Origin of the sequence: Pelomonas nitida (assembly GCF_043555975.1) — a bacterium.
Lineage (GTDB): Bacteria > Pseudomonadota > Gammaproteobacteria > Burkholderiales > Burkholderiaceae_C > Pelomonas > Pelomonas nitida.
In genome coordinates this window covers 79,750-103,456 of the sequence record NZ_JBIGIA010000005.1, presented here as the reverse complement: position 1 = coordinate 103,456, position 23,707 = coordinate 79,750, and the positions used below count along the sequence as shown (strand labels likewise).

Here is a 23,707-nt window from a genome sequence, read left to right as displayed (position 1 = left end):
GTTGACGGCCCGGCGCTGGGGGCTGCTGGCTGCCGCGCTGCTGGGGGCTGCGCTGACGGCGCGGCTCGGCGTCTGGCAGCTGGACCGCGCGGCGCAGAAGGTCGAGCTGCAGGCGGCCATCGACGCGCAGGGCGCCTTACCGGCGCTGGAAGGGGCGGCGCTGACGGCCACGTCGCTGCACCGCCGCGCCGTGCTGCGAGGCCGTTGGGTGGCCGAGCGCACGGTGTGGCTCGACAACCGGCCCATGGACGGGCGCGCGGGCTTTTACGTCGTCACGCCGCTGCGGCTGGCCGGGCGCAGCGAGGCCATCCTCGTGCAGCGAGGCTGGGCACCGCGCGACGCGGCCGACCGCACCCGGCTGCCGCCGCTCGACACGCCGGGCGGAGACGTCGAGATCAGCGGGCGGCTGGCCGCGGCGCCGTCACGGCTATATGAGCTGGGCACCGGCTCGGGCGGCACGATCCGGCAGAATCTCGATGCTGCGGCTTTCGCTGCCGAGTCGGGCCTGGCGCTGCTGCCGCTGACCCTCGTGCAGACCGAGGGCGCCGGTGCCGATGACGGGCTGCTGCGTCATTGGCCAGCGCCGGACCTGGGCCTGCAGAAACACTACGGCTACGCCTTTCAATGGTTCGCGCTCAGCGCGCTGATCGTCGGTCTCTATGTCTGGTTCCAACACCTCCGCCCCCGGCTCCGTCGCCCCCAGCAGCCCTGAGCCCCTGAGCTTCGCGGTGCACAGCCTGCCCGACCCGCGCGCGCTCGGCAGCAGCGCGCAACAGCGTGCCGGGCGCTGGAAGATGCTGCTGCTGCTGGCCCTGTGCGCGGCGCCGGTGGTGGCGTCGTACTTCACGTTCTACGTCGTCAAGCCGCGTGGCACTGCGTATGGCGAACTCATCACGCCCACGGTCGAGATCCCGGCGGACCTGCCGCTGACCGACCTACAGGGCCGTGCCGTGCAGGCGGAGTCGCTGAAGGGCCAGTGGCTGCTGGTGGCCGTGCAGCCCGCCGCCTGTGGCGCGGCCTGCGAGCGTCAGCTCTACGTGCAGCGCCAGCTGCGCGAGATGCTGGGCAAGGAGCGCGGCCGGGTCGACAAGCTCTGGCTCATCCCGCAGGACGCTGCGCCCGCCGCGCTGCGCCCCGAGCTGCTGGCCGCCGTCAGCCAGCAGGGCATCGAGGTGCAGGTGCTGCAGGTGCCGCGGGCGCAGCTGGAGGCCTGGCTCAAGCCGGCGCCGGGCCACGCGCTGGCCGATCATTTCTATGTCGTCGACCCGATGGGCCGCTGGATGCTGCGTGCGCCGGGCGACCCCGATCCGAAGAAGTTCAAGGCCGACCTCGACAAGCTGCTGCGCGCCAGCGCCGGCTGGGACAAGGCCGGCCGATGAACGAGTTGCTGCTCCCTCTCGGCCAGGTGGCCGCCATCGGCGGCGCCGTGGCCATCGGCCCGCTGCTGTGGTGGCGCCAGCGCTCGCGCGCCGACACGCCCGCCGGCCGGCTGCGCGCGCTGACGCTGTTGACGCTGTTCCTCACGTTCGACCTCATCGTCTTCGGCGCATTCACGCGGCTGACCGATTCCGGCCTGGGCTGCCCGGACTGGCCGGGTTGCTACGCCTCGGCCAGCCCCGTCGGCGCGCGCGAGCACATCCAGGCCGCGCAGACGGCCATGCCCGGCGGCCCGGTCACGCATGGCAAGGCCTGGATCGAGATGGTCCATCGCTATCTCGCCAGCGGCGTGGGACTGCTCATCGTCGTGATGACCGTGCTGAGCTGGCGACTCAAGCGCCGGGGCGGCGAGGCCGCGCCGTCGCCGTGGTGGCCGACGCTGACGCTGGTGTGGGTCTGCGTGCAGGGCGGCTTCGGCGCGTTGACGGTCACGATGAAACTGTTCCCGGCCATCGTCACGCTGCACCTGCTGTTCGGCCTGGGCCTGCTGATGCTGCTGGCCTGGCAGCGGGAGGGCTACACGCCTCAGCCGCTGGCCGCGCCCGCCGGCCTGCGCGCGGCGGTGGTGGTCGTGCTGCTGCTGGCCGTCGCCCAGGTTGCACTGGGAGGCTGGGTCAGCACGAACTACGCGGTGCTCGCGTGCGACGAATTCCCCACCTGCCACGGCGGCGCGTTCTGGCCGCCGATGGACTTCGCCCAGGGCTTCCAGCTCTGGCGTCATCTGGGCCAACGGGCCGATGGCGGCTTCCTGGGCTTCGAGGCGCTGGCCGCCATCCACATGGCCCATCGCATCGGCGCCGCCGTCGTGTTCTCCGCCGTGCTGGCGCTGGCCTGGCGCCTGCGCCGCGTGTCGTCGGCCTGGTCGCGCTGGCTGCTGGCCGCGGCGGGCTGGCAACTGGCCACCGGCCTGTCCAACGTCGTGCTCGGCTGGCCCATCGTCGCGGCCCTGGGCCACACTGCCGGCGCCGCTGTGCTGCTGGCCCTGCTCACTACCTTGCTCGCGCGCTTGAAATGAATCGACCCCTCGCCCAGTCTTGCTCCGCAGAGCGGCTGCCCCTCGGCAGGCACGGCGAGTCCTCAGGGCTCGCCGTGTCCGGCCTCGGCCCCCGAGGGGACGGCGATGCTTGCCGGCTCGACCGGCACGCACATCGCCAGGCGGGCCGGCTTGGGGCGGCCCGGCGCTCGGCCCGGCAATGAACAACTGATATGGCTTCCACCTCTCCTTCGACCGCCAGCGCCATCGCGCACAGCCCGCGCTGGCAACAGTTCTACCAGCTGACCAAGCCGCGCGTCGTCCAGCTCATCGTCTTCTGCGCCGCCATCGGCATGGCGCTGGCCGTGCCGGGCCTGCCGACGGGGGAGCAGGCCTTGACCATGCTCGCGGCAGTCGCCGGCATCTGGCTGGTGGCCGGCGCGGCGGCCGCGTTCAACTGCCTCATCGAGGACGGCATCGACGCCCGCATGAAGCGCACCGCCTGGCGCGCCACCGCCAAGGGCGAGCTCAGCCGCCCGCAGACGCTGGTCTTCTCGGCGGCGCTGTGCGGCATCGGCATGGCGCTGCTGGGTGTCTACGTCAACGTGCTGACCATGTGGCTGACGTTTGCCACCTTCGTCGGCTATGCGGTCATCTACACCGTCATCCTGAAACCGATGACGCCGCAGAACATCGTCATCGGCGGCGCCTCCGGAGCGATGCCGCCGGTGCTGGGCTGGGCGGCGATGCGCGGGGAGCTGGGGTTCGAGGCCTGGCTGCTGTGCCTCATCATCTTCCTGTGGACCCCGCCGCACTTCTGGGCGCTGGCGCTCTACCGCGCCGATGACTACGCCCGCGCCGGCCTGCCCATGCTGCCGGTCACGCACGGCAACGACTACACGCGGCTGCAGATCCTGCTCTACACCTGGGTGCTGCTCGCGGCCACGCTGCTGCCCTTCCTGACCGGCATGAGCGGCTGGTTCTACCTGGCCAGCGCGCTGGCGCTGGGGCTGGGCTTTTGCGGCTATGCCTTCCGGCTCTGGCGGACCTATTCGGAGACGCTCGCACGCCGCACCTTCTGGTTCTCTATCTGGCATCTGTCGCTGCTGTTCGCGGCCCTGTTGATCGACCACTACATCCCATGACCACTCGCCGTATCACGATCGCCGCGCTGGCCGCCCTGGCCCTCGCCGGCTGCCAGCAGGCCGATCCGTCCAAGCCTGCCTTCAAGGGTGTCGACCTGACCGGTGCGGAGTACGCCCGCCAGCTCAACCTCACCGACCAGGACGGCCGCGCCCGCTCGCTGGCCGACTTCAAGGGCAAGGTGACGGTTGTCTTCTTCGGCTACACGCAATGCCCCGACGTCTGCCCGACGACGATGATGGAAGTCGCCGAGGTCAAGAAGGCGCTGGGCGCCGACGGCGACAAGGTGCAGGGTGTCTTCGTCACGGTGGACCCGGAGCGCGACACGCCTGCGCTGCTGAAGGCCTATCTGGCCAGCTTCGACCCGAGCTTCGTCGGCCTGCATGGCAGCGTCGAGCAGACGCAGGCGGCCGCCAAGGAGTTCAAGGTCTTCTACGCCAAGGTGCCTGGCAAGACGCCCGAGACCTACACGATGGACCACACGGCGGCGAGCTTCCTGTTCGACCCGCAGGGCCGGGTGCGCGTCTATGTGCGTTACGGCGCCGGCGCGGAGCCGCTGGTGCACGACATCAAGTTGCTGCTGGCCGGTAGATAGGCCCCCCTACCGGCTTCGCCACTGGATGAAAAAAGCCCCGCATCGCGGGGCTTGGTCGTTGGGAACGGCTGCGGAGGTCAGGCGGCTTCCGTCAGCGCCTTCTTCATCTTCTTCATCGCCGCGACCTCGATCTGGCGGATGCGCTCGGCCGACACGCCGTACTCGGCGGCCAGTTCGTGCAGCGTCATGCCGCCCGAGGCGTCGTCGTTCACCTTCAGCCAGCGCTCCTCGACGATGCGGCGGCTGCGCGGGTCCAGCACGTCCAGCGCGCGCTGGATGCCGTCGCCGGCCAGGTCGTCGCGCGAACGGGCTTCGAGCACGCGCGTCGGCTCCTGGGTGTCGTCGGCCAGGTAGGCGATGGGCGCGAAGCTCTCGCCGTCGTCGTCGCTCTGCGGTTCCAGCGCGACGTCACCGCCGGACAGCCGGGTTTCCATCTCCAGCACTTCTTCGCGCTTGACGTTCAGTTCGCGTGCGACATGGGCCAGTTCGGCTTCCGTCAGCGTGCTGCGATGGGTTTCGCCATCGACCTGGCCCGCCTTGAGCTGGTGCTTCATCGAGCGCAGGTTGAAGAACAGCTTGCGCTGGGCCTTGGTCGTCGCGACCTTGACCATGCGCCAGTTCTTCAGGATGTACTCGTGGATCTCGGCCTTGATCCAGTGCATCGCGTAGCTGACCAGGCGCACGCCTTGATCCGGGTCGAAGCGCTTGACGGCCTTCATCAGGCCGACGTTGCCTTCCTGGATCAAGTCGCCCTGCGGCAGGCCGTAGCCGACGTACTGGCGCGAGATGGACACGACCAGACGCAGGTGCGAGAGCACCAGCCGGCCGGCGGCTTCGACATCGCCCTTGTCACGCAGGCTGCGTGCAGCGGCGGTTTCTTCCTCCGCCGTCAGCAACGGCAGGCGGTTGACGGCGGAGATGTAGGCGTCCAGATTGCCCAGCGAGGGCACCATGGCCCAGGGACTGCGAACGGCAATGGCGGAAGAGGCAGACATCGTCTTGATTCCTGACTAGCCGCCGCGTGAAATGCAGCGGTGAAGGAATATTAGCACTCGGATTCCCGGAGTGCTAAAGCGCGAGCTGTATATCTTGGAACGCACTGTTTCCGTGGGTGAAACAGTGAGCGTGCGCCAACTTGAGGGTCTTGGCGCCTCAGTCGACCAGGCCGAAATCCGGGCTTTTGATCATCGCCTCGATGTCCAGCAGGATCAGCATGCGGTCGCCGATCTTGCCCAGGCCGGTGATGAAGCGGGAGTCCATGGCGGCCGGGACTTCCGGGCGCGGCTTGATCTCGTCCGCGCCGAGTTCCAGCACGTCGGACACCGAATCGACCACCACGCCGACCACGCGGCCGGCCACGTTCAGCACGATGACCACGGTGAACGCGTTGTACTCGCCGGCCTGGCCGAGGCGGATGCGCAGGTCCAGGATGGGCACGATGACGCCGCGCAGGTTGACGACGCCCTTGACGAAGGCCGGCGCGTTGGCGACGCGCGTGGGCGCCTCGTAGGAGCGGATTTCCTGCACACGCAGGATGTCGAGGCCGTATTCCTCCTCGGCGATGCGGAAGGTCAGGAACTGGCGGCCTTCGGTGCGAGCCACGGTCTGTACGGCCTGGGCGCCGGTGGCGGGAACGAGGTCGGTGGAGGTCATCGGGGTGCTAGGGGAGCTGTTTTCAGCGCTCATTCTGCACTTGTCGTGTGGCTGGACGGTGCCAACAAATCGTCGACCAGCGCCAGCAACTGCCGCACGTCCAATGGTTTGGTGAGGTAGTGATGGGCACCGGCGGCCCGGGCCTGCTCGATCTGCTCCGGCAGCGCGTTGGCCGACACGACGATCACTGCCGGCGGCGCCAGGCCCGCCTCCTGCAGCCGGCGCAGCAGCGTCAGGCCGTCGGTGTCGGGCAACTGCCAGTCCAGCAGCAGCAGGTCTGCCGGGTGGGCCCGTTGGGCGTCGAAGCAGGCGGCGGCCGTGGACACCACCTCCAGCGTCAGGCCGGCCCGCTGCCCGAGCACGCCGCGCATGACATCGGCGTTCAGCGCGTTGTCTTCCACATAGAGCACGCGCCGGCTGGGGGCGCGGCTGCTTGTTGGCTCTGGCAGCGCCGGGGGCAGGGCTGGCGGCGCCTCGTCCGGCGCGGCAGGCAGCCGCAGTACGAAGCGGGCGCCAGGAGGCGGCGTGGCGTCGGCGCGCAGGCTGCCGCCCATCATCTCGGCCAGGCGCTGGCTGATGACCAGGCCGATGCCGGTGCCCGGCAGGCCGCTGTCCTCCCGCCCGAGCCGGTTGAACGGCTGGAAGAGGTCGGCACGCTGCGCCTCGGTCAAGCCCAGGCCGGTGTCCTGCACGGCCACCTCCACCCAGCCCGGTTCCGGGCGGCTGGCTTCGATGAAGATGTGCCCGCCCGGGCGGTTGTACTTGACGGCGTTGCCGAGCAGGTTGGCCAGCACCTGCGTGATGCGGGTGGCGTCGCCCACCACGCAGCGCGCATCGGCCTCCAGCCGCTGCTGCACCGTCAGCCCGAGCGCGATGACACCGGGGTGCACCAGCGCCACGGCCCGCGCCACCAGCGGCGGCAGCTCCAGCGTGGCCGGCGTCAGCGGCAGCGAGCCGGTTTCGATGCGCGACAGGTCCAGCGTGTCGTTGATCATCGCCAGCAGGTGCCAGCCAGCCTGCGCGATCTGATGGGCGCGGTGGCGCTGCGCCGGCGGCAGCGGCTGGCTCGCGTCCATCTGCATGAGCTGCGTGAAGCCGAGGATGGCGTTCATCGGCGTGCGCAGTTCATGGCTCATGCGCGAGAGAAATTCGTTCTTGGCCTGGTTGGCCGCCTCGGCCGCTTCGCGCGCGCGGTCCAGCTCCTCGGCGCGGCGCAGGTCGGTGATGTCTTCGATGACGCCCACCATGCGGTGCGGCCGCCCGTCGGGCCCACGCAGCAGGCTGACGAGCGCGCGCGCATGCACGATGCTGCCGTCGGGCCGCACATAGCGCTTGACGCGGCGGTACAGCGGCAGCTCGCCACTCAGCAGCCGGCGGGCCAGGCGGATGTCTTCCTGGCAATCGTCCGGGTGCGTCACATCGATGCCGCGCCGCCCGATCAGCGCCGAAGCCGGGCGCCCGACGAGTTCGCAGAAACGCGCGTTGACCTCCTGCAGCGCGCCATTGAGGTCGGCGAAGGCGATGCCGATGGGGGCGGTCTCGAAGATGCTGCGAAAGCGCTGCTCGCTCTGCCGCAGGGCATGTTCGTCCGCCACGCGCGCGGCGATCTCGCGTGCGAGGGCTTCGGTGCGCTCCTGCACCATCGCCTCGATGTGCTGCGTGCGCCCCGACATCAGCAGCAGCAGGGCGCCGACCATGGCGGTGGCGAGCAGGCCGACGAGGGCGAACGCCCAGCTGCGGCCCGGCGTGAGCGCCAGGCCTGGCAGGTCGTACACACGCACCTCCCAGCTGCGGCCGGCGAACGTCAGCGGCAACTTCACGAGCGGCAGTGGGGCGCTGTCGGCGCGTTGCACGGCCTCGCAGCCCGGCCGGCCGGCGAGGCGGGCCTGCGTCGCGCCAGCACCGACGTCGACGAGACAGGCGGCCAGCTGCTCCGGCCAGCGGGCGGCCAGCCTCGACAGCAGCAAGTCGGGCCGCAGCGTGGCGAACACGAAGGCCTGCGGCGCGCCCTCGCGAGAGATCGGCTGATAGACGACGACGCCGATCGTGCCGTCACGGTCCTGCGACAACTGCAGGCCTGCTGTGGCGGCGGGGCGGCCGGTTGCGGCCGCGCGTTCCGTGGCGGCGCGCGAGGCCGGCACGCTGCGCAGGTTCACCCCCAGTGCCGCCAGGTTGCGCGACAAGGGTTCGATCAGCCGGATGGCGACCATGTCCTCGTCCGGCGGCGGGCGTATGTCGCCAGCGCGCGTGCGGTCATGGGCGTGGTAGCCGGCCGGAAAACCGTCGGCCGCCGCCTCGGCATCCAGGCGTGCCACGCCCGTGCGTGGCACCGTGACCGCCAGGCCGAGCGCGATGAGCGGGCTGTCCTCGTCCAGGAAGCCTTCCGTGGCCAGCGCGAACGCCTCGCGCGAGGGCTGTGGCTGGACGCGCACCAGCCCATGCGCACTCTCCAGGGCCAGCAGCGATTCGCGCAGGCGGCTGGCAACTTCCTGCGCGATGCCCGTGGCATCGCGCGCGAAATCGGCCCGCTGGCGCTGGCGATCCCAGTCCTGCGTTGCAGCCACGCCCAGGCCGACGAGCAGCGTGGTCAGCAGCATCGGCAGGGCCACGTTGAGGCGGCGAGGCGCCCAGGCCGCGCGTGGCTGGCCGATGAAGGCCAGCGTGATCGGCGTGGCGATGAGCACGCCCATCAGGTCGCCGGTCCACCAGACCGTCCACACCTGGGCCGCCTGGCTGTTCGTGATGATGCCCGCGACATTCAGCGCCAGCGTCGCGCCACTGGGGCTGATGACGCCGGCCAGCGCCGTGGCTGCCAGGTAGCCCGCCACCTCGCGCGGCAGCGCCAGCACGAGCGGGCGGCCGCACCAGCGCCGTACCAGCCAGGTGCCGGCGGCGGCCTGCGCTGCGGCGCCCAGCCCGATGCTGAGGGCGAGCGGCAGCAGCAGGGGTGGCTGCGTGTTCATGGTCGTCACCTGCACGATGAACGACCCCAGCGCCACGGCCGGCAGGTAGCGCAGCCCCAGCACCAGCAGCACCGCCAGGCCCCAGCCGGCCGCCGGGTAGATGGGCGCCACCTGGTAAGGCGGCAGCATCATCAGCAGGCCGAGCCGGCCCAGCAGGTAGTAGACGGCCGTGATGCCCGTCGACAGCGCGAGATAACGGGCGATGTCGCGGGCACCGGCTCCGCTCATTCGGCCTGCGCCTCCCTCAGCGTCTGCACCACGGGCCGTTGCAGCACGCCGCGCAGGCTCCACCAGCCGGCGCTCCAGGCCAGCAGCGCGCCGAAGCCCGCGCTCACGAGCGGCACCCAGGGCTTGATCTGCCACTCGAACTCGAACACGAAGCGCGCCAGCAGCGCCGCAATCACGAGTGCCACGGCGCCGGCCAGGAAACCGGCCAGCGCGCCCACGCCCAGCAGCTCGGCACGCTGCACCTGCGCCAGCAGCGACGACGGCGCACCCAAAGCGCGCATCAGCCCGAACTCGCGCGTGCGTGCCTCGCGCGTGCTGCCCACGGCGGCGAGCAGCACGACCAGCCCGGTCGCCAGCGTGAAGCCGAACAGGAACTGCACGGCCTGGATGACCTGGTCGAGCACGCCCTGCACCTGGTTGAGCTGGGCCGACACGTCGATGACCGTGAGGTTGGGGAAACGGCGGGCCAATTCGCGGTCCAGCTTCGCGCCGGCCGGTAGCCGAAAGGCCGCGATCTGCGTGGCGGGCAGGTCGGGCAGGGCGGCGGCCTCGAACAGCACGAAGAAGTTGACCCGCATCGACGACCAGTCCACCTTGCGCAGGTTGGTGATGCGGCCCTGCACCGGCTGGCCGGCGATGTCGAACGCGAGCTGGTCGCCGAGCTTCAGGCCCAGCGTCTTGGCCAGGCCTTCTTCCACGCTCATGCCCAGCTCGCCTGCGGGCGCGGGCGCCGCGCCGCCCCAACGGCCGGCGACGAGCTCGTTATGCGCCGGCAGCTCGCCCGTGTGGCTGAGGTTGAACTCGCGCTCCGCCAGACGCTGGGCGCGGTCCTCGAAGTGCCGCGCCTGCACGGCCTCGCCGTTGATCGTGGTGAGCCGGCCGCGGATCATGGGATACCAGTCGAACTTGGTGACGCCGGCCTCCGCCAGCGTCTGGCGGAAGGCGTCGGCCTGGTCGGGCTGGATGTTGATGACGAAGCGGTCCGGTGCGGCGGCCGGCGTGGCGCGCCGCCAGGAGTCGATGAGGTCGGTGCGCAGCAGCACCAGCAGCGCGAGCGCCAGCAGCCCCACGGCCAGCGACGAGACCTGCATGACGGCGAAACCCGGCCGCGCGGCGACCTGGCGCGTGGCCAGCAGCAGCCAGCGGGGCAGGCGCGCACCGCTGATGTTGGCCGGCACGATGCGGCGCAGCAGCTTCACGGCCGCGAAGGCCAGCGCCGCGAACAGCAGCACGGCGCCCGCAAAGCCGGCCGCGGCGATGCTGCCGAGCACCAGGTCTCCCGCCAGCACGACGAGGATGGCGGCCAGCCCGGCCACGCCCGCGCCCAGCACCAGCAGCGAACTGGCCTTGGGCGCGCCCAGGTCGCGGCGGATGACGCGCAGCGGCGGCACGGCAGCCAGTTGCAGCACCGGCGGCAGGCCGAAGCCCAGCAGCAGCGACAGCCCCAGGCCCAGGCCCAGCAGCGCCGGCCACACGCTGGGGGCGGGCAGCGCCACGTTCACCAGCCCGGCCAGCAACTGCACGAAGACCTGGTGCAGCGCCAGCCCGATCAACACGCCCACCAGGCTGGCGGCCAGGCCGGCGAGCAGGAACTCCAGCCCGTAGGCCCAGGCGATGCGCCGCTGCGGCTGGCCCAGCACGCGCAGCATGGCGCAGGCATCCAGATGGCGGGCCGCGAAGTCACGCGCCGCCAGCGCCACGGCCACGGCGGCCAGCAGCGCCGACAGCATGGCCACCAGCCGCAGGAAGCGCGCCGCGCGGTCCAGCGTCTGGCGCATCTCCGGCCGGCCGGACTCCAGCGATTCCAGGCGCAGGCCGCGCAGCTGCTGTGCCTCGATGAGCTTCTCGGCGGCGCTGACGAACGCCTTGATCGCGCCCGGTGCGGCGCCGGGGCCGGGCACCAGCGCCAGGCGGTAGGTGATGCGGCTGGCCGGCTGCACGAGATGCGTGGCGGCGAGGTCGGCCTCGCCGAGCATCACGCGCGGCGCGAAGCTCATGAAGCCGGCACCACGGTCGGGTTCCGTGTCGATGAGGGCGGCGAGCTTGAGCCGGCTGTCGCCCAGCAGCAAGGTGTCGCCCAGCTTCAGGCCCAGGCCGTCGGCCACCGCCGGGTCGGCCCAGATCTCGCCGGGTTGGGGCGACGGGCCCTGGCCGGGCAGGGCGTCGCGCAAGGCCACGCGGCCGCGCAAGGGATAGCCGGTGCTGACCGCCTTCACGGCGACGAGCCGGCTGTCGCCGCCCTGGGCCTCGTCGGCGCGCGCCATGCTCGGGAAGGCCGCGCTGCGCACCATCGTCAGCTTCAGGCTCGTGGCCAGCTCGACGAGGGCCGGCGGCGTGGGCTGGTCGCTGGCGACGACGGCATCACCGCCCAGCAGCTGCGCGGCGTCGCGGCGCAGGCCCTGGTCGAGCCGGTCCGACAGGAAGGCCACGGCGCACAGCGCCGCAACCGCCAGGGCAACGGCCAGCATCAGCAGCCGCAGTTCGCCGGCACGCCAATCGCGCAGCAGTTGGCGCCAGGCGATCAACAGCGTGGCGGGCGGGCGCGAGGCAGCGGTGGATTCGGACATGCGCGCGACTGTAGCCGCGCGGGGCTTCAATGCCGGTCGTCAGCCGCGGCGAGCGCGGCGGCCGCAGCGTCGCGCCAAGCCGGCTCGGCCGTGTTGGCTCGCTGCAGACCGCGCTGCGCCGCCTTGCGCGCGCCGGCGCGGTCACCGGCATCCAGACGCAGCCGTGCGAGGTTGATCCAGGCCACGGCGCTGTCGTGGCGGGTGGCGACCGCCTCGAACGCGGCACGCGCGCCGGCTGCATCGCCGCCGGCGTTCAGCGCGTTGCCCAGGCCGATGCCGGCCAGCAGGTTGTCGGGCCAGCGCGCCAGCAGCGTGCGGTAGGCGAGGGCCGCGCGCGCGGGCGGCGCGGCGCGCTCGAAGCCGATGGCGGCGTCCTGGGCGTCGGCCTGCAGCGCCGTGGCCGGCAGGCGGTCCGGGGGCAGCACGGCGATGGCCCAGTGGCCGCCGCGGGCCCAGGTGTATTCGAAGGTGCGCAGTGGCAGGGCGACTCGTGGCGTCGTGCCGCTGCGCAAGAGGATTTCGTGGCGCCCGACGTCGTAGCCGATGACGACGGCGTAGTGCCAGCGCGGGAACCATTCCAGCCCGAGGTTCTGCAGCACCACCACCGGGTGGCCGGCGGCGACCTCGCGCAGCAAGGCCTCGAGCTCGCGCGGCAGCCGGGTCGCGACAGCGCCCTGGCGCCGCGCGCCGCCGATCATTTCCAGCTGCAGGCTGCCGGCGCGCGAAGGCAGGAAGACCGCGTCGGCCAGACGGTCGGGGTCGGCGGGAATGCCGGCGTGAACCAGCGCCATCGCCAGCGCCGCCGGGCCGCAGTGATCTCGCTCCTGGGCGAAGAACGGCACCTCGGCGCGTTCGACGCGAGGGGCCAGGTCTTGTGGCGGGCGGGTCTGCAGCGCCGCCGTCTGCGGCGGCGTGAACACGGACGCGCAGCCGCTCAGCAGCAGCGCGGCCAGGGCCGCGCAGGCGCGGGTGATCAACGCACCGAGCGCGTGAACGGGAAGACCTTGGTCAGGCCGAGGATGTCGGTGATCAGCAGGATGATGAAGATCGTGAACAGGATGCCGACGATGTCGGACGCACCGGCCGGGGCCTGGTCGATCTGCGCCACCATTTGCTGGGCTTCGGCGTCCGTCAGGGCGTCGACGCGTGCGCGCAGCTCGTCGGTGGACACGCCGCGGGCCTGGAACATGGCGGCCAGATCCGCGCGGTCCAGCGTGGCTTGCAGGCGGGCATGGGCTTCGGAGCGCACAGCGCCCTGCATCGTCGCAGCGACTTGCTCGGTGCCGATCAGCGCGGTGGGCGCGGCCTGCGCCATGCCGCTGAAGACGATGGAGGAGATCAGGACGGAAGTGAGGATGCGCCGTGCTTGGTTTTTCATGGGAGGGGCTCCTGCTTGGGGAGTCGGTTGTAGGCGCGCGAATGCTAGTGCCTGTTGCGCCGCAGCCTGCAACGCGGTGTTAGGGCGTGGCGCCGCGCTCACAGTGAGCTGGTCCTACTTCTTGTAACAGCCGCCGAAATCCGCGGCGATCTGGCGGCGAGGGTGTCGTGCATCACCCAGCGGCGAACAGCGCATGCAAGGCGGCGCTGTTGGCCCGGCGGGCCGCCGAGGCGCTGCCTAGACTGACCGCAACATCCGCTTGCCCGCCCTGCCCATGAACGCTCGTCTTCCCTTTCACGCCCTGGCCCTGTGGCCGTTGTTGCTGAGCGCCTGCGGCGGCGGCGGTGGTGGTGATTCGAGCTACATGCTGGGAGGCACGGTGAGTGGCCTGAGCAGCAGCGGCCTGGTGCTGAGCGGCGGCGGCCAGACGGTGGCGGTGGCCGCCGGTGCCAGCAACTTCAGCTTCGGCACGGCTGTCAGCGGCAGCTACACGGTCACGGTGCAGTCGCAGCCGGTGGGGCAGACCTGCGCGGTCAGCAACGGCAGCGGCAGCGCCTCCGGCGACGTCACATCGGTGAGTGTGGTGTGCCGCAACTACATGGCCTATGTCGGCAATGCCGCTGGCTACCGCATCGGTCAGTTCAGTGTCGCGAGCAGCAGCGGCGCGCTGACCAGCCAGGGCGTGCTTGCCACGGTGGCGCCGGTCGCCGGCCTGGTGTTCAGCTCGGACGGGCGCTTCGCCTATGCGTCCCATGCCAATGACGCTGCAGTCAGCGCCTTCGCGGTGTCGAGCACCGGCGCGCTGAGCCTGATCGGCAGCGTCGCTGCGGTTGCCGACAGCCGGGGCCTGGCGATCAGCCCCGACAGCGCCCGCGTCTACGTCACCAACTACACCGACAAGACGATCTCGCAGTTCAGCGTGAACAGCAGCACCGGCGCGCTCAGTGCGTTGTCCACGGCGAAGGTGGCCACGGGCAGCACGCCGCAGGCGGTGGCGCTGACGGCCAACGGCAGTTTTGCCTACGCCGCGAATCTGGGCGACAACAGCGTCACGCAGTACAGCGTCGGCTCTGGTGGCAGCCTGGCCGCGCTGAGCACCGCCAGCGTCAGCACCGGCACGAGTGGCGCCCAGCCGGTCGCCCTGGTGGCCAGCCCCGACAGCGGCTCGCTCTACGTCGTGGCGAAGGGCAGTGCCCGGGTGTTGCAGTACACGATCGGCAGCACCGGCCAGCTGACGGCCAAGTCGCCCGCGAGCGTGGCCACCGGCAGCACACCGCTGGGTATTGCGATGACGCCGGCCGGCAAATGCGCCTATGTGGCCAACAGCGCGGAGGGCACGGTGTCGCAATTCATCGTCAGCGGCGGGCTGCTGACGCCGCTGTCCACCGCCACCGTGGCCGCGGGCACGACGCCCACCGGCCTGGCCGCCAGCCCCGACGGCGCGCACCTGTACGTCAGCAACGCGGGCGACGCGACGATCTCGCAATTCAGCATCGGCGCGGCCTGTGCGCTGACCGCTCTGGGCGCCGTGGCGAGCGGCGGCAACGGGCCCGCCGCGATCGCGGTGCGCTGATCAGGCTAAGATGTTGCCAGCGCGGGATTCGTATAGTGGTAATACCCTGGCTTCCCAAGCCAGCGCGGCGGGTTCGATTCCCGCATCCCGCTCCACGCCGCCTCAGTGGCGTGAGTGAACCGAAGCCTCGGGACGAGGCGCTCCGGTCCAACGTCTTTTCACATGACAGGCCCGGCAACGGGCCCGCCGCGCATCGCGCGCACGGGCCCAGCGAGCATCACTCGCGGACGATGCGGCCTGGCGTGGCGCGGTCCAGGGCCTTGGGGTCGGCCTGCAGCAGCTCGACCAACGCGTCGATGTCCGTGCCCATGACGGCGCGGTCACGGCCGTGGCGGAAACCGGCCTGGTCATCGCCGCCTTCCGACAGGAAGTTGTTGACGACGACGCGGTAGTCGCGCGTGCGGTCCAGCGGCTTGCCGTCGACGAGGACGTCGCCGAGCTGGGCTGCGCCGTCGGCACCCTGGCGCCACGTGACATGCAGCGTCCACGACGGCTGCAGGAAGCGCGGTGATCCGCCGTTCTTCGGCAGCTGGCGCTGCAGCACGTCCCACAGCTGCTGACCGGTCATTGTCAGCACGACGATCTCGTTACCGAAGGGCTGGATGGCCAGCAGGTCGCTCATGGTCGTCGGTTTGCCGGGCTCGACCACCAGGTCGGCGCGAATGCCACCCGGGTTCATGAAGGCCACGTCGGCCGGGCCCTGTTTGCGCGCGAAGGCCAGTTGGCTGTCGGCGATGAGGTTGCCCAGCGACGAGTCGCCGTTGGGGTCGCGCGAGCCGCGGCCCGCGCCGCGTGGCAGCGTCGCGACCGGCTTGGTGCGCGCCGCCTCGGTGAGGGCGGCGGCGCGAGCGACCAGGTCGGCTAGCGCGGCATTGGGGGCATAGATCGACTGCAGCACCGGGTGGTTGACGGCCTGGGCGTCGAGCACATGGCCGGCGGCGTCGAGCGTGAGCCGGCTTTGGGTGATCCAGCCGCCATAACTGCCGGCCTGCACGACGAGACGGCCGTTGATCTTGCACGTGTAGGCCTGGTGCGTGTGGCCGCCGATGATGATGGCGTAGGCCGGGTCCAGTCGCTTGGCGATGTCCTGCACACGGCCGGTCAGCGTCGGGCAGGCATAGGTGGGGTCGTTTGCGCTCGCGCCCGGCCCCTGCACGCCGCCCTCGTGCATGACGGCCACCAGCACCTGGGCGCCGGCCGCCTTCAGCGTCGGCACCAGCGCGTTCAGCGTGTCGGCCTCGTCGGCGAAGCGGATGCCCTGGATCGCCTTGGCGATGATGACCTGTGGCGTGTCCCGTGTGGCCACGCCGGCGATGGCGACCTTGAGCTTGCCGCTCTGCTGGAAGATGTGCGTGGGCAGCAGCGGCTGGCCGGTCTTGGCGTCCAGCACGTTGGCGCCGAGGTAGGGGAAGCCTGGGCCCTTGAAGCCGGGCCAGGCGCAGTCGACGGGCTGGCATTCGCCACGTGTCTTGCGCAGCAGCTCGGGCAGGCCGGCATCCAGTTCGTGGTTGCCCAGCGCGCTGCCCGAGATGCCGAGCTGCGACATGGCGGCCAGCGTCGGTTCGTCGCGCAGCAGGTTGGAGATTTGCGGCGAGGCGCCGATCAGGTCGCCGCCCGCCACGATCACCGCGTCGGGGTGCTTGGCCTTGAGTTCGGCCATCGCGGTGGCCAGATGGGCCACGCCGCCGGCCGGCTGGGGTTTCACTTCGCCGGTGGTCGGGTCGGGCAGGCGCGCCATCAGGGGCGTCGGGCGCGAGGCCTGGATGTTGCCGTGGAAGTCGTTGATCGACAGCAGCGTCAGTTCGGTGGTGGCAGGTTGCGTGGCGCAGCCGGCGAGCAGGGCCGCGGCCAGGGCCGCGAGCGCGGCGGGCGCAGTGAGGTGAAGGCGAAGGTGCATGGTGGGCGCAAATTTGACGGGTCCGTAGATCTTAGGAGCCTGTGTGTGACGCTGGTTTGTCGCGGTTTTGCGACAGGCTCTGGAGCTTTACGTACGCGTGGCGGCAGCGATCGCTCGGCCCGAATTGGTGCAGCAGGGATCAGCAACAACGGCGTTTCCGCGGGAAAAAATCGCTTGGCGCCCCAGTTCCTGTGTTGTGCACGGCCCTCCGAACTGCACTGATTTGGTGTGTTTTGTCGTCGACGCGCCCGAAAAATTTGGACTTCTGACTTACCCGTAAAGTTCTGTCATAGAAAGTCATGACAATTCCGGGACGGTCGCGAGACGGCCTCGCAGCCGCCGTCCTCGGGCCGGTGGCGCGCCAAAGAATTTATTGAAGCCCGCGCGCTCGTCGCGCCCACAAGGAGTCTAGGAATGAAGAGCAGATTGTTCTGCAAGACCGCCACCGCCCTGGCAGTCTCGGTTTTGGCCACCGGCACGGTGTACGCCCAGCAGGCGTCTGCCGATCAAGCCAAGGAAGAGGCCGCTCCCCGTGCGAAAGAGGACACGGTCCGTCTGGGCACGATCACCGTCATCGGGACTGGCGCCAAGCTGGGCACCGGTCTGATGATCAATGACGACTCCGTCAAGGGCCGCAGCACCCTGACCAAGGCTGCGATGGAAAAGGAACTGGGCACCGGCAACGTGCTGCAGTCCATCGCGCAGTTGCCCGGTGTCAATACCTACAACTACGACGCGACCGGCATGTTCGGTGGTGACGTGACCATCCGCGGCTTCGGCAATGACCAGATCGGCTTCACGGTCAACGGCGTGCCGGTCAACGACTCGGGCGGCTACTCCTTCTACGCCCAGGAAATGATCGACAAGGAGAACGTCTGTACCGCTTCTGTGGCGCAGGGTTCCGTTGAGCTGGAGTCGCCGAACAGTGGTGCTTCGGGCGGTTCAGTCAGCATGGTCACTTGCGACCCTGTCGACAAGTTCCGCGTGCGTGCCGCACACACCATGGGTGGCTTGAACCTGAAGCGTACTTTTGTGCGTGTTGATTCCGGTCGGTTTTTGAACGAAAAGGCCAAGGTCTTCCTGAGCTACTCGCATGCCGAAGCTGACAAGTGGAAGGGCTCTGGCTCGGCGAAGAAAGACCATATCGATGCCGGCTTCTCGCTGGATCTGAACGAAGACAACAAGATCCTGGGCTCCATCCTTTACAACCGGATGATGAACCAGAACGTGACCAACGTCAGTCTGGCTCAGTACAACAACCCGACGCAGGGCTATTTCTACGACTTCACATCGCCGACGTTCAACGCCCTGAAGGTGCCGGGCAATGGAGCGCAGGTGGATGTCTCGCAGTCGCCGATCTATTACGGCCTCAACCTCAATCCGTTCAAGAACGTCATCGCGTCGGTGTCGGGCTCGTTCAAGCTGGCTCAGGACACCTATCTGAAAGTGCAGCCGTACTACTGGTACGGTTTCGGCAACGGCGGCTGGGGCACTTATCTGCTTGACGAAACCGGTACCCGTCCGATTTGGGAGTCCTCCAGCAGCACCTCCAAGAGCCTGATCGGTGGCGCAGTGGACATCAACGGCGATGGCGACAAATTGGATACGGTGCTCGTCGCCCGTGCCAGTGTGACCAAAACCAACCGCCCTGGCATCACGGCCGAAGTCAGCACCACGCTGGGCAACCACTTCTTGAAGGCTGGCCTGTGGTTTGAGCGTGCCGAGCACCGTCAAACCCAGCCTGCCGTCCGGATCAACACGGACGGCACGCCGGCGGATCGCTGGTTGCAAGAAGGTTGCGTCAAGCGCTCCGACGGCAGCTGCTACGAAGGCCGCAACACCAAAACGATCAGCACGGTCTATCAGGCCTACCTGGGTGACCAGATCAGCCTGTTGAATGACCGTGCGTTTGTCAACCTGGGCCTGCGGTTGAACACCACGGTCCGCGACGTCACCAACTACGCCAACGAGACCGGTTTCCCGACATACACCGGAACTCCTGGCAGCTACGTCTCCGGTCCGCGCGTTTATAACCAAGACTTCAACATCAAGCGCACGTTCCACGAGGCGCTGCCGCAGCTGGGTGGTCGTTTCAACATCGATAGCCAGCAGCATGTCTTCGCCAATGTGTCGAAGAACTTCCGTGCGCCGCCGAACTACGCCTACATGGTCAGCTCCAGCGGCGTTTACGTGGCCTCCTTCAATGGCGGTGCCGTGCGTCCGGTTCAGGAGATCCAGTCGGAAACGACGGTCATGGTCGACGCTGGCTACCGCTTCCAGACGCGTGATGTCTCGCTCACGGCTACGCTGTTCAGCTCCGATTTCAAGGATCGCCAGGTCCAGGTGACGGACGAGGAAACGAAGCTGAGCACCTACCTGAATGCCGGTGGCGTGAAGAACCGAGGCCTGGAGTTGGAACTCGGTAGCGGCGTTTTCGGTGGATTCTCTGCCTATGGTTCGCTGACGCTGCAGAGCAGCGAGATGAAGGACAACCTGCGGGTCACCGCCGCTACCGCCACCACCCCCTCCGGCTTGCTGCCGACGGCTGGCAAGCAGTTCGCCAAGACGCCCGAGAAGATGGCGGCGCTGTCGGTGCAATACGAGCAGGGGCCAATCTATGCTCGCTTGAAGGGCAAGTTCACCGGCGCGCAATACGCCGACCTGATGAATCAGGAGAAGACTCAGGGCTTCACCAGCCTGGATCTGGACGCCGGCTATAAGTTTGGTGACTGGGGCATGCTCAAGAACCCACAACTGCGCTTGAACGTCGCCAACCTTGGCAACAAGCAGGCTCGCGCCGGTGTGGCTTCGGTGTACACGAACACGGCCGCTGTGCCGGCGCTGGTCGGCTCGGGCGCGCCGTACACGTCGACCAGCACTGCGTACTACTACCTGCTGGCCCCGCGCTTCACGTCCCTGACCTTCAGCGTCGACTTCGAGTAACGGTCACGACACCAGCGCTGGGTGCACAAGGCCCGGCGAGGTGTTTCGCAAACCGCGTGCGCAGCCACAAGCTGCCACGCGGTTTTTCTTTTCACGGCGCGCGCGGTGTGCGCAGCGCCGCGCCGGCCGTCAACGGTGCAGGTCGCCCAGGCAGAGGTACTTCACCTCGACATAGTCCTCGATGCCCTGCCGTGCCCCTTCACGGCCCAGGCCCGATTGCTTCATGCCGCCGAACGGCACTTCTGCCGTGGAGATCAGCCCGGTGTTGATGCCCACCATGCCGTACTCCAGCGCCTCGCCGACGCGGAAGATGCGGCCGATGTCGCGGCTGTAGAAATAGCTGGCCAGGCCGAACTCGGTCGAGTTGGCCAGGCGGATCGCATCGTCCTCGGTCTGGAACTTGAACACTGGCGCGACGGGGCCGAAGGTTTCCTCGCGTGAGCACAGCATCTGCGGGGTCGCGTCGGCCAGCAGCGTGGGTTCGAAGAAATTGCCGGCTGGCGTCTCCACGCGCTTGCCGCCGACCAGCACCTTGGCGCCCAGCGCGATCGCGTCGGCCACGTGGGTCTCGACCTTCTGCAGCGCCGCTTCGTCGATCAAGGGGCCGACGTGCACGCCGGGCTCGAAGCCGTTGCCGGTCTTCAGCGTCGACACCTTGGCTGCGAACTTTTCCAGGAAGGCGTCATAAACGCTGGCCTGCACGTAGATGCGGTTGACGCAGACGCAGGTCTGGCCGGCGTTGCGGTACTTGCTGGCGATGGCGCCTTCGACGGCGGAGTCGAGGTCGGCGTCGTCGAAGACGATGAAGGGCGCGTTGCCACCCAGCTCCAGGCTGAGCTTCTTGATCGTCGGCGCGCACTGGGCCATCAGGATGCGGCCGACCTCGGTGGACCCGGTGAACGACAGGTGGCGCACGACGTCGCTCTCGCACAGCGCCTTGCCGATGTCGACCGACTGCTCGGCGTCGGCGGTCAGCACATTCAGCACGCCAGCAGGCATGCCGGCTCGCTGCGCCAGTTCGGCCGCCGCCAGCGCCGTCAGCGGCGTGGCCTCGGCGGGCTTGATGATGACGGTGCAGCCGGCGGCCAGGGCCGGGGCGACCTTGCGCGTGATCATCGCCAGCGGAAAGTTCCACGGCGTGATGGCCGCGCAGACACCCACCGCCTGCTTGATGACGAGGTAGCGCTTGGTCGGGTCCGTGGTCGGCACGGTCTCGCCGTAGACGCGCCGGGCCTCCTCGGCGAACCAGTCCAGGAAGCTGGCGCCATAGATCACCTCGCCGCGCGCTTCGGCCAGCGGCTTGCCTTGCTCGGCCGTCATCAGGCGGGCGAGGTCGTCCGCGTGCTTGATGAGCAGTTGCTGCCAGCGCATCAGCACGGCGGCGCGCTCCTTGGCGGGCTTGGTGCGCCAGGCGTTCAGCGCATTGCTGGCGGCGGCGATGGCGGCATCCACTTCGGGCCGGCCCAGGTTGGGCACCTGGGCGAGCTCCCGGCCGGTGGCCGGGTCGTTCACGGCGAAGGTGGCGGCGCTGCCCACCCATTCGCCGTTGATGAGGGCCTGGGTGCGCAGCAGGCCGGGGTTCTCCAGCGCGTCCAGGGGGGAATTCGCATCCATCAAAGCTTCTCCAAACGAATTGAAGGGCACTCTAACTGCGGGACGCAAAGCCCCCTCCCTACAATCCGCCTTCTTTGTCACCGACCTTTTCGTCAATTTCGCAGGAAGCGCCGCAATGAAAGCCGCCGAGATCCGCCAGACCTTTCTGAAGTTCTTCGAGTCGAAGGGCCACCAGATCGTCGCCTCCAGCCCGGTGGTGCCCGGTGACGACCCGACCCTGCTGTTCACGAACGCGGGCATGAACCAGTTCAAGGACGTGTTCCTGGGCTTCGACAAGCGCGCCTACACGCGGGCCACGACCAGCCAGAAGTGCATCCGCGCCGGCGGCAAGCACAACGACCTGGACAACGTCGGCTACACGGCCCGCCACCACACCTTCTTCGAAATGCTGGGCAATTTCAGCTTCGGCGACTATTTCAAGAAGGATGCGATCAGTTACGCCTGGGAACTGCTGACCGTCCACTTCAAGCTGCCGACCGAGAAGCTGTGGGTCACCGTCTACCAGGAAGACGACGAGGCCTACGAGATCTGGAACAAGGTGGTGGGCGTGCCTGCCGAGCGCATCGTGCGCATCGGCGACAACAAGGGCGCGCGCTACATGTCCGACAACTTCTGGATGATGGGCGACACGGGCCCCTGCGGCCCCTGCACCGAGATCTTCTACGACCACGGCCCGGACGTCGCCGGCGGCCCTCCGGGCTCGGCCGAGCAGGACGGCGACCGCTACATCGAGATCTGGAACAACGTCTTCATGCAGTTCAACCGCACTGAAGACGGTGTGATGCACCCGCTGCCCAAGCCGTCGGTGGACACCGGCATGGGCCTGGAGCGCCTGGCGGCCGTGCTGCAGCACGTGCATTCCAACTACGAGATCGACACCTTCGTGAACCTACTGGCGGCGGCCAAGTCGGCCGTGGACGCGGCTGGCGGTGGCGACTGCGATGCGACGAGCCCGTCGCTGAAGGTCATCGCCGACCACATCCGCGCCTGCTCGTTCACCGTCGTCGACGGCGTTATCCCCGGCAACGCCGGCCGCGGCTATGTGCTGCGCCGCATTGCCCGCCGCGCCATCCGCCACGGCTACAAGCTGGGTGCGCGCACGCCGTTCTTCCACAAGCTCGTGGCCGCACTGGCGGCCGAAATGGGCGATGCCTACCCCGAGCTGCGCCAGGCCGAGAAGCGCGTGACCGACGTGCTGAAGCAGGAGGAAGAACGCTTCTTCCAGACCATCGCCACCGGCATGGAAATCCTTGAAGCGGCCCTCGCCAAGGGCGGCAACGTCGACGGCGACACGGCCTTCAAGCTGCACGACACCTACGGCTTCCCGGTCGACCTGACCGCCGACGTCTGCCGCGAGCGTGACGTGACGGTGGACGAAGCCCGCTTCCACGAACTGCTGGAAGAGCAGAAGAACCGCGCCCGCGCGGCCGGCAAGTTCAAGATGGCGCAAGGCCTGGCCTACAGCGGCGCGGCCACCACCTTCCACGGCTACGAGCACCTCGTCAGCGAGTCGGCCAAGGTCACTGCGGTCTATGTCGATGGCGTGCCGGTCGACGCGGTCCAGGCCGGTGACGACGCCGTCGTCGTGCTGGACCAGACGCCGTTCTACGCCGAGAGCGGCGGCCAGGTCGGCGATGCCGGTGAGCTGCGCAACGGCACGACGCGGGTCGTCGTGTCCGACACGATCAAGATCCAGGCCGATGTGTTCGGCCACCATGGCCAGATCGTCGAAGGCACGGTCAAGGTGGGTGATGTATTCACCGCCAAGGTCGATGCCGAGCGCCGCGCCAAGACCGTGCGCAACCACAGCGCCACCCACCTGATGCACAAGGCCCTGCGCGAGGTGCTGGGCGCACATGTGCAGCAGAAGGGCTCGCTGGTGAATGCCGAGCGCACGCGCTTCGACTTCGCGCACAACGCGCCGATGACGGCCGAGGAGATCCGCGAGGTCGAGGCGCTCGTCAACGCCGAGATCCTGGCCAATGCCGGTGCCAACGCGCAGGTGATGGCGCTGGACGACGCGCAGAAGTCGGGCGCGATGATGCTGTTCGGCGAGAAGTACGGCGAGACCGTGCGCGTGCTGAGCATCGGTAGCTCCAAGGAACTCTGCGGCGGCACGCACGTGAAGGCGACGGGCGACATCGGCCTGTTCAAGATCGTGGCCGAGAGCGGCGTTGCGGCCGGCATCCGCCGCGTCGAGGCGGTGACCGGCGACAACGCGCTGAGCTATCTGCAGTCGTTGGAGACGACGGTGCTGGGTGCCGCGATGACGCTGAAGACGACGCCGCACGACCTCGGCGCCCGTCTGCACGCCGTGCTGGAGCAGGTGCGCCAGCTGGAAAAGGAACTGACCGCCGCCAAGAGCAAGCTGGCGTCGGCCCAGGGCGACGAACTGCTGGCGCAAGCCATCGATGTGAAGGGCCTGAAGGTGCTGGCCGCCAAACTCGAAGGCGCGGACGCCAAGACGCTGCGCGAGACCATGGACAAGCTCAAGGACAAGCTCAAGACGGCAGCCATCGTGCTGGCGGCCGTGGACGGCGACAAGGTCCAGCTGGCGGCCGGCGTGACGGCCGACAGCGTGGGCAAGGTCAAGGCCGGCGAGCTGGTGAACTTCGTCGCCCAGCAGGTGGGCGGCAAGGGCGGCGGCAAGCCCGACCTGGCAATGGCCGGCGGCACGCAGCCGGCCGGTGTGGCGGCTGCGCTGAACAGCGTGGCTGGCTGGGTGGCCGAGCGCGTTTGATGC

At 69.1% G+C, this 23,707-nt stretch carries 16 protein-coding genes and 1 tRNA gene; 9 read left to right on the top strand and 8 right to left on the bottom strand.

Features of this window, described 5'->3' with window-relative positions; translation table 11 throughout:
• Position 1: 1 nt before the first annotated feature.
• From ACG00X_RS07905 to ACG00X_RS07885, 5 genes are all read left to right on the top strand, one after another.
• Positions 2–712, top strand: a complete 711-nt coding sequence (locus tag ACG00X_RS07905) for an SURF1 family protein (protein WP_394487530.1) — start codon at positions 2–4, stop codon at positions 710–712.
• Positions 660–1,379, top strand: a complete 720-nt coding sequence (locus ACG00X_RS07900; RefSeq protein WP_394487529.1) for an SCO family protein — start codon at positions 660–662, stop codon at positions 1,377–1,379. The genes ACG00X_RS07905 and ACG00X_RS07900 overlap by 53 nt, the downstream gene beginning before the upstream one ends.
• The gene (locus ACG00X_RS07895) at positions 1,376–2,452 is read left to right on the top strand and encodes a COX15/CtaA family protein (protein ID WP_394487528.1); all 1,077 of its coding nucleotides are present in this window, start codon (positions 1,376–1,378) and stop codon (positions 2,450–2,452) included. The genes ACG00X_RS07900 and ACG00X_RS07895 overlap by 4 nt, the downstream gene beginning before the upstream one ends.
• Before the next feature lie 191 nt (positions 2,453–2,643).
• Positions 2,644–3,555 carry a heme o synthase gene (cyoE, locus tag ACG00X_RS07890; protein WP_394487527.1) on the top strand — a complete coding sequence of 304 codons (912 nt, stop codon included), beginning with the start codon at positions 2,644–2,646 and terminating at the stop codon, positions 3,553–3,555.
• Entirely contained in the window at positions 3,552–4,148 is a 597-nt protein-coding gene (locus tag ACG00X_RS07885; RefSeq protein WP_394487526.1) for an SCO family protein, read from the top strand. The genes cyoE and ACG00X_RS07885 overlap by 4 nt, the downstream gene beginning before the upstream one ends.
• A gap of 77 nt (positions 4,149–4,225) precedes the next feature.
• Here the strand turns inward: ACG00X_RS07885 and rpoH are convergent, their stop codons facing one another.
• The 6 genes from rpoH to ACG00X_RS07855 form a co-directional block, all read right to left on the bottom strand.
• A complete protein-coding gene (gene rpoH, locus ACG00X_RS07880) occupies positions 4,226–5,143 on the bottom strand; it encodes an RNA polymerase sigma factor RpoH (RefSeq protein WP_394487525.1) in 918 nt (305 codons plus the stop codon).
• A 157-nt stretch (positions 5,144–5,300) separates the two neighbouring features.
• Positions 5,301–5,801, bottom strand: coding sequence for a chemotaxis protein CheW (locus tag ACG00X_RS07875; protein ID WP_394487776.1), 501 nt, complete (start codon positions 5,799–5,801; stop codon positions 5,301–5,303).
• Between the two features lie 29 nt (positions 5,802–5,830).
• A complete protein-coding gene (locus ACG00X_RS07870; protein WP_394487524.1) occupies positions 5,831–8,992 on the bottom strand; it encodes an ATP-binding protein in 3,162 nt (1,053 codons plus the stop codon).
• On the bottom strand, positions 8,989–11,559 hold the full coding sequence (locus tag ACG00X_RS07865) for an ABC transporter permease (RefSeq protein WP_394487523.1): 2,571 nt from the start codon (positions 11,557–11,559) through the stop codon (positions 8,989–8,991). Before ACG00X_RS07865 ends, ACG00X_RS07870 begins: the two co-directional genes overlap by 4 nt.
• Positions 11,560–11,585: 26 nt before the next feature.
• Positions 11,586–12,536: a PA2778 family cysteine peptidase gene (locus ACG00X_RS07860; RefSeq protein WP_394487521.1), complete on the bottom strand. Its 951-nt coding sequence runs from the start codon at positions 12,534–12,536 to the stop codon at positions 11,586–11,588.
• Positions 12,533–12,937, bottom strand: a complete 405-nt coding sequence (locus ACG00X_RS07855) for a PA2779 family protein (RefSeq protein ID WP_394487520.1) — start codon at positions 12,935–12,937, stop codon at positions 12,533–12,535. The genes ACG00X_RS07860 and ACG00X_RS07855 overlap by 4 nt, the downstream gene beginning before the upstream one ends.
• Positions 12,938–13,211: 274 nt before the next feature.
• Between ACG00X_RS07855 and ACG00X_RS07850 the strand changes: the two genes are divergently transcribed.
• Together ACG00X_RS07850 and ACG00X_RS07845 are read left to right on the top strand one after the other, a co-directional pair.
• On the top strand, positions 13,212–14,510 hold the full coding sequence (locus ACG00X_RS07850) for a lactonase family protein (RefSeq protein WP_394487519.1): 1,299 nt from the start codon (positions 13,212–13,214) through the stop codon (positions 14,508–14,510).
• 21 nt (positions 14,511–14,531) lie between these two features.
• A tRNA-Gly gene (locus tag ACG00X_RS07845) sits at positions 14,532–14,605 on the top strand.
• Positions 14,606–14,727: 122 nt separating this feature from the next.
• On the opposite strand, the gene ACG00X_RS07840 is transcribed toward ACG00X_RS07845, so the two are convergent.
• Positions 14,728–16,407 (bottom strand): bifunctional metallophosphatase/5'-nucleotidase, encoded by a 1,680-nt coding sequence (locus ACG00X_RS07840; RefSeq protein WP_394487518.1) that lies wholly within the window; start codon positions 16,405–16,407, stop codon positions 14,728–14,730.
• 414 nt (positions 16,408–16,821) lie between these two features.
• Between ACG00X_RS07840 and ACG00X_RS07835 the strand changes: the two genes are divergently transcribed.
• Positions 16,822–19,350: a TonB-dependent receptor gene (locus ACG00X_RS07835; RefSeq protein WP_394487517.1), complete on the top strand. Its 2,529-nt coding sequence runs from the start codon at positions 16,822–16,824 to the stop codon at positions 19,348–19,350.
• A gap of 129 nt (positions 19,351–19,479) precedes the next feature.
• On the opposite strand, the gene ACG00X_RS07830 is transcribed toward ACG00X_RS07835, so the two are convergent.
• The gene (locus tag ACG00X_RS07830) at positions 19,480–20,964 is read right to left on the bottom strand and encodes an NAD-dependent succinate-semialdehyde dehydrogenase (RefSeq protein ID WP_394487516.1); all 1,485 of its coding nucleotides are present in this window, start codon (positions 20,962–20,964) and stop codon (positions 19,480–19,482) included.
• A gap of 115 nt (positions 20,965–21,079) precedes the next feature.
• Here ACG00X_RS07830 and alaS point away from each other — a divergent pair, with 115 nt between their 5' ends.
• A complete protein-coding gene (alaS, locus tag ACG00X_RS07825) occupies positions 21,080–23,704 on the top strand; it encodes an alanine--tRNA ligase (RefSeq protein ID WP_394487515.1) in 2,625 nt (874 codons plus the stop codon).
• Positions 23,705–23,707 lie beyond the last annotated feature (3 nt).

Bases quoted from the DNA above. Each gene is read 5' to 3' on its own strand.
- ACG00X_RS07900 (WP_394487529.1), top strand. From the start codon at position 660: ATGTCTGGTTCCAACACCTCCGCCCCCGGCTCCGTCGCCCCCAGCAGC.
- ACG00X_RS07895 (WP_394487528.1), top strand. From the start codon at position 1,376: ATGAACGAGTTGCTGCTCCCTCTCGGCCAGGTGGCCGCCATCGGCGGC.
- cyoE (WP_394487527.1), top strand. From the start codon at position 2,644: ATGGCTTCCACCTCTCCTTCGACCGCCAGCGCCATCGCGCACAGCCCG.
- ACG00X_RS07885 (WP_394487526.1), top strand. From the start codon at position 3,552: ATGACCACTCGCCGTATCACGATCGCCGCGCTGGCCGCCCTGGCCCTC.
- rpoH (WP_394487525.1), bottom strand. From the start codon at position 5,143: ATGTCTGCCTCTTCCGCCATTGCCGTTCGCAGTCCCTGGGCCATGGTG.
- ACG00X_RS07875 (WP_394487776.1), bottom strand. From the start codon at position 5,801: ATGACCTCCACCGACCTCGTTCCCGCCACCGGCGCCCAGGCCGTACAG.
- ACG00X_RS07870 (WP_394487524.1), bottom strand. From the start codon at position 8,992: ATGAGCGGAGCCGGTGCCCGCGACATCGCCCGTTATCTCGCGCTGTCG.
- ACG00X_RS07865 (WP_394487523.1), bottom strand. From the start codon at position 11,559: ATGTCCGAATCCACCGCTGCCTCGCGCCCGCCCGCCACGCTGTTGATC.
- ACG00X_RS07855 (WP_394487520.1), bottom strand. From the start codon at position 12,937: ATGAAAAACCAAGCACGGCGCATCCTCACTTCCGTCCTGATCTCCTCC.
- ACG00X_RS07850 (WP_394487519.1), top strand. From the start codon at position 13,212: ATGAACGCTCGTCTTCCCTTTCACGCCCTGGCCCTGTGGCCGTTGTTG.
- ACG00X_RS07840 (WP_394487518.1), bottom strand. From the start codon at position 16,407: ATGCACCTTCGCCTTCACCTCACTGCGCCCGCCGCGCTCGCGGCCCTG.
- ACG00X_RS07835 (WP_394487517.1), top strand. From the start codon at position 16,822: ATGAAGAGCAGATTGTTCTGCAAGACCGCCACCGCCCTGGCAGTCTCG.
- ACG00X_RS07830 (WP_394487516.1), bottom strand. From the start codon at position 20,964: ATGGATGCGAATTCCCCCCTGGACGCGCTGGAGAACCCCGGCCTGCTG.
- alaS (WP_394487515.1), top strand. From the start codon at position 21,080: ATGAAAGCCGCCGAGATCCGCCAGACCTTTCTGAAGTTCTTCGAGTCG.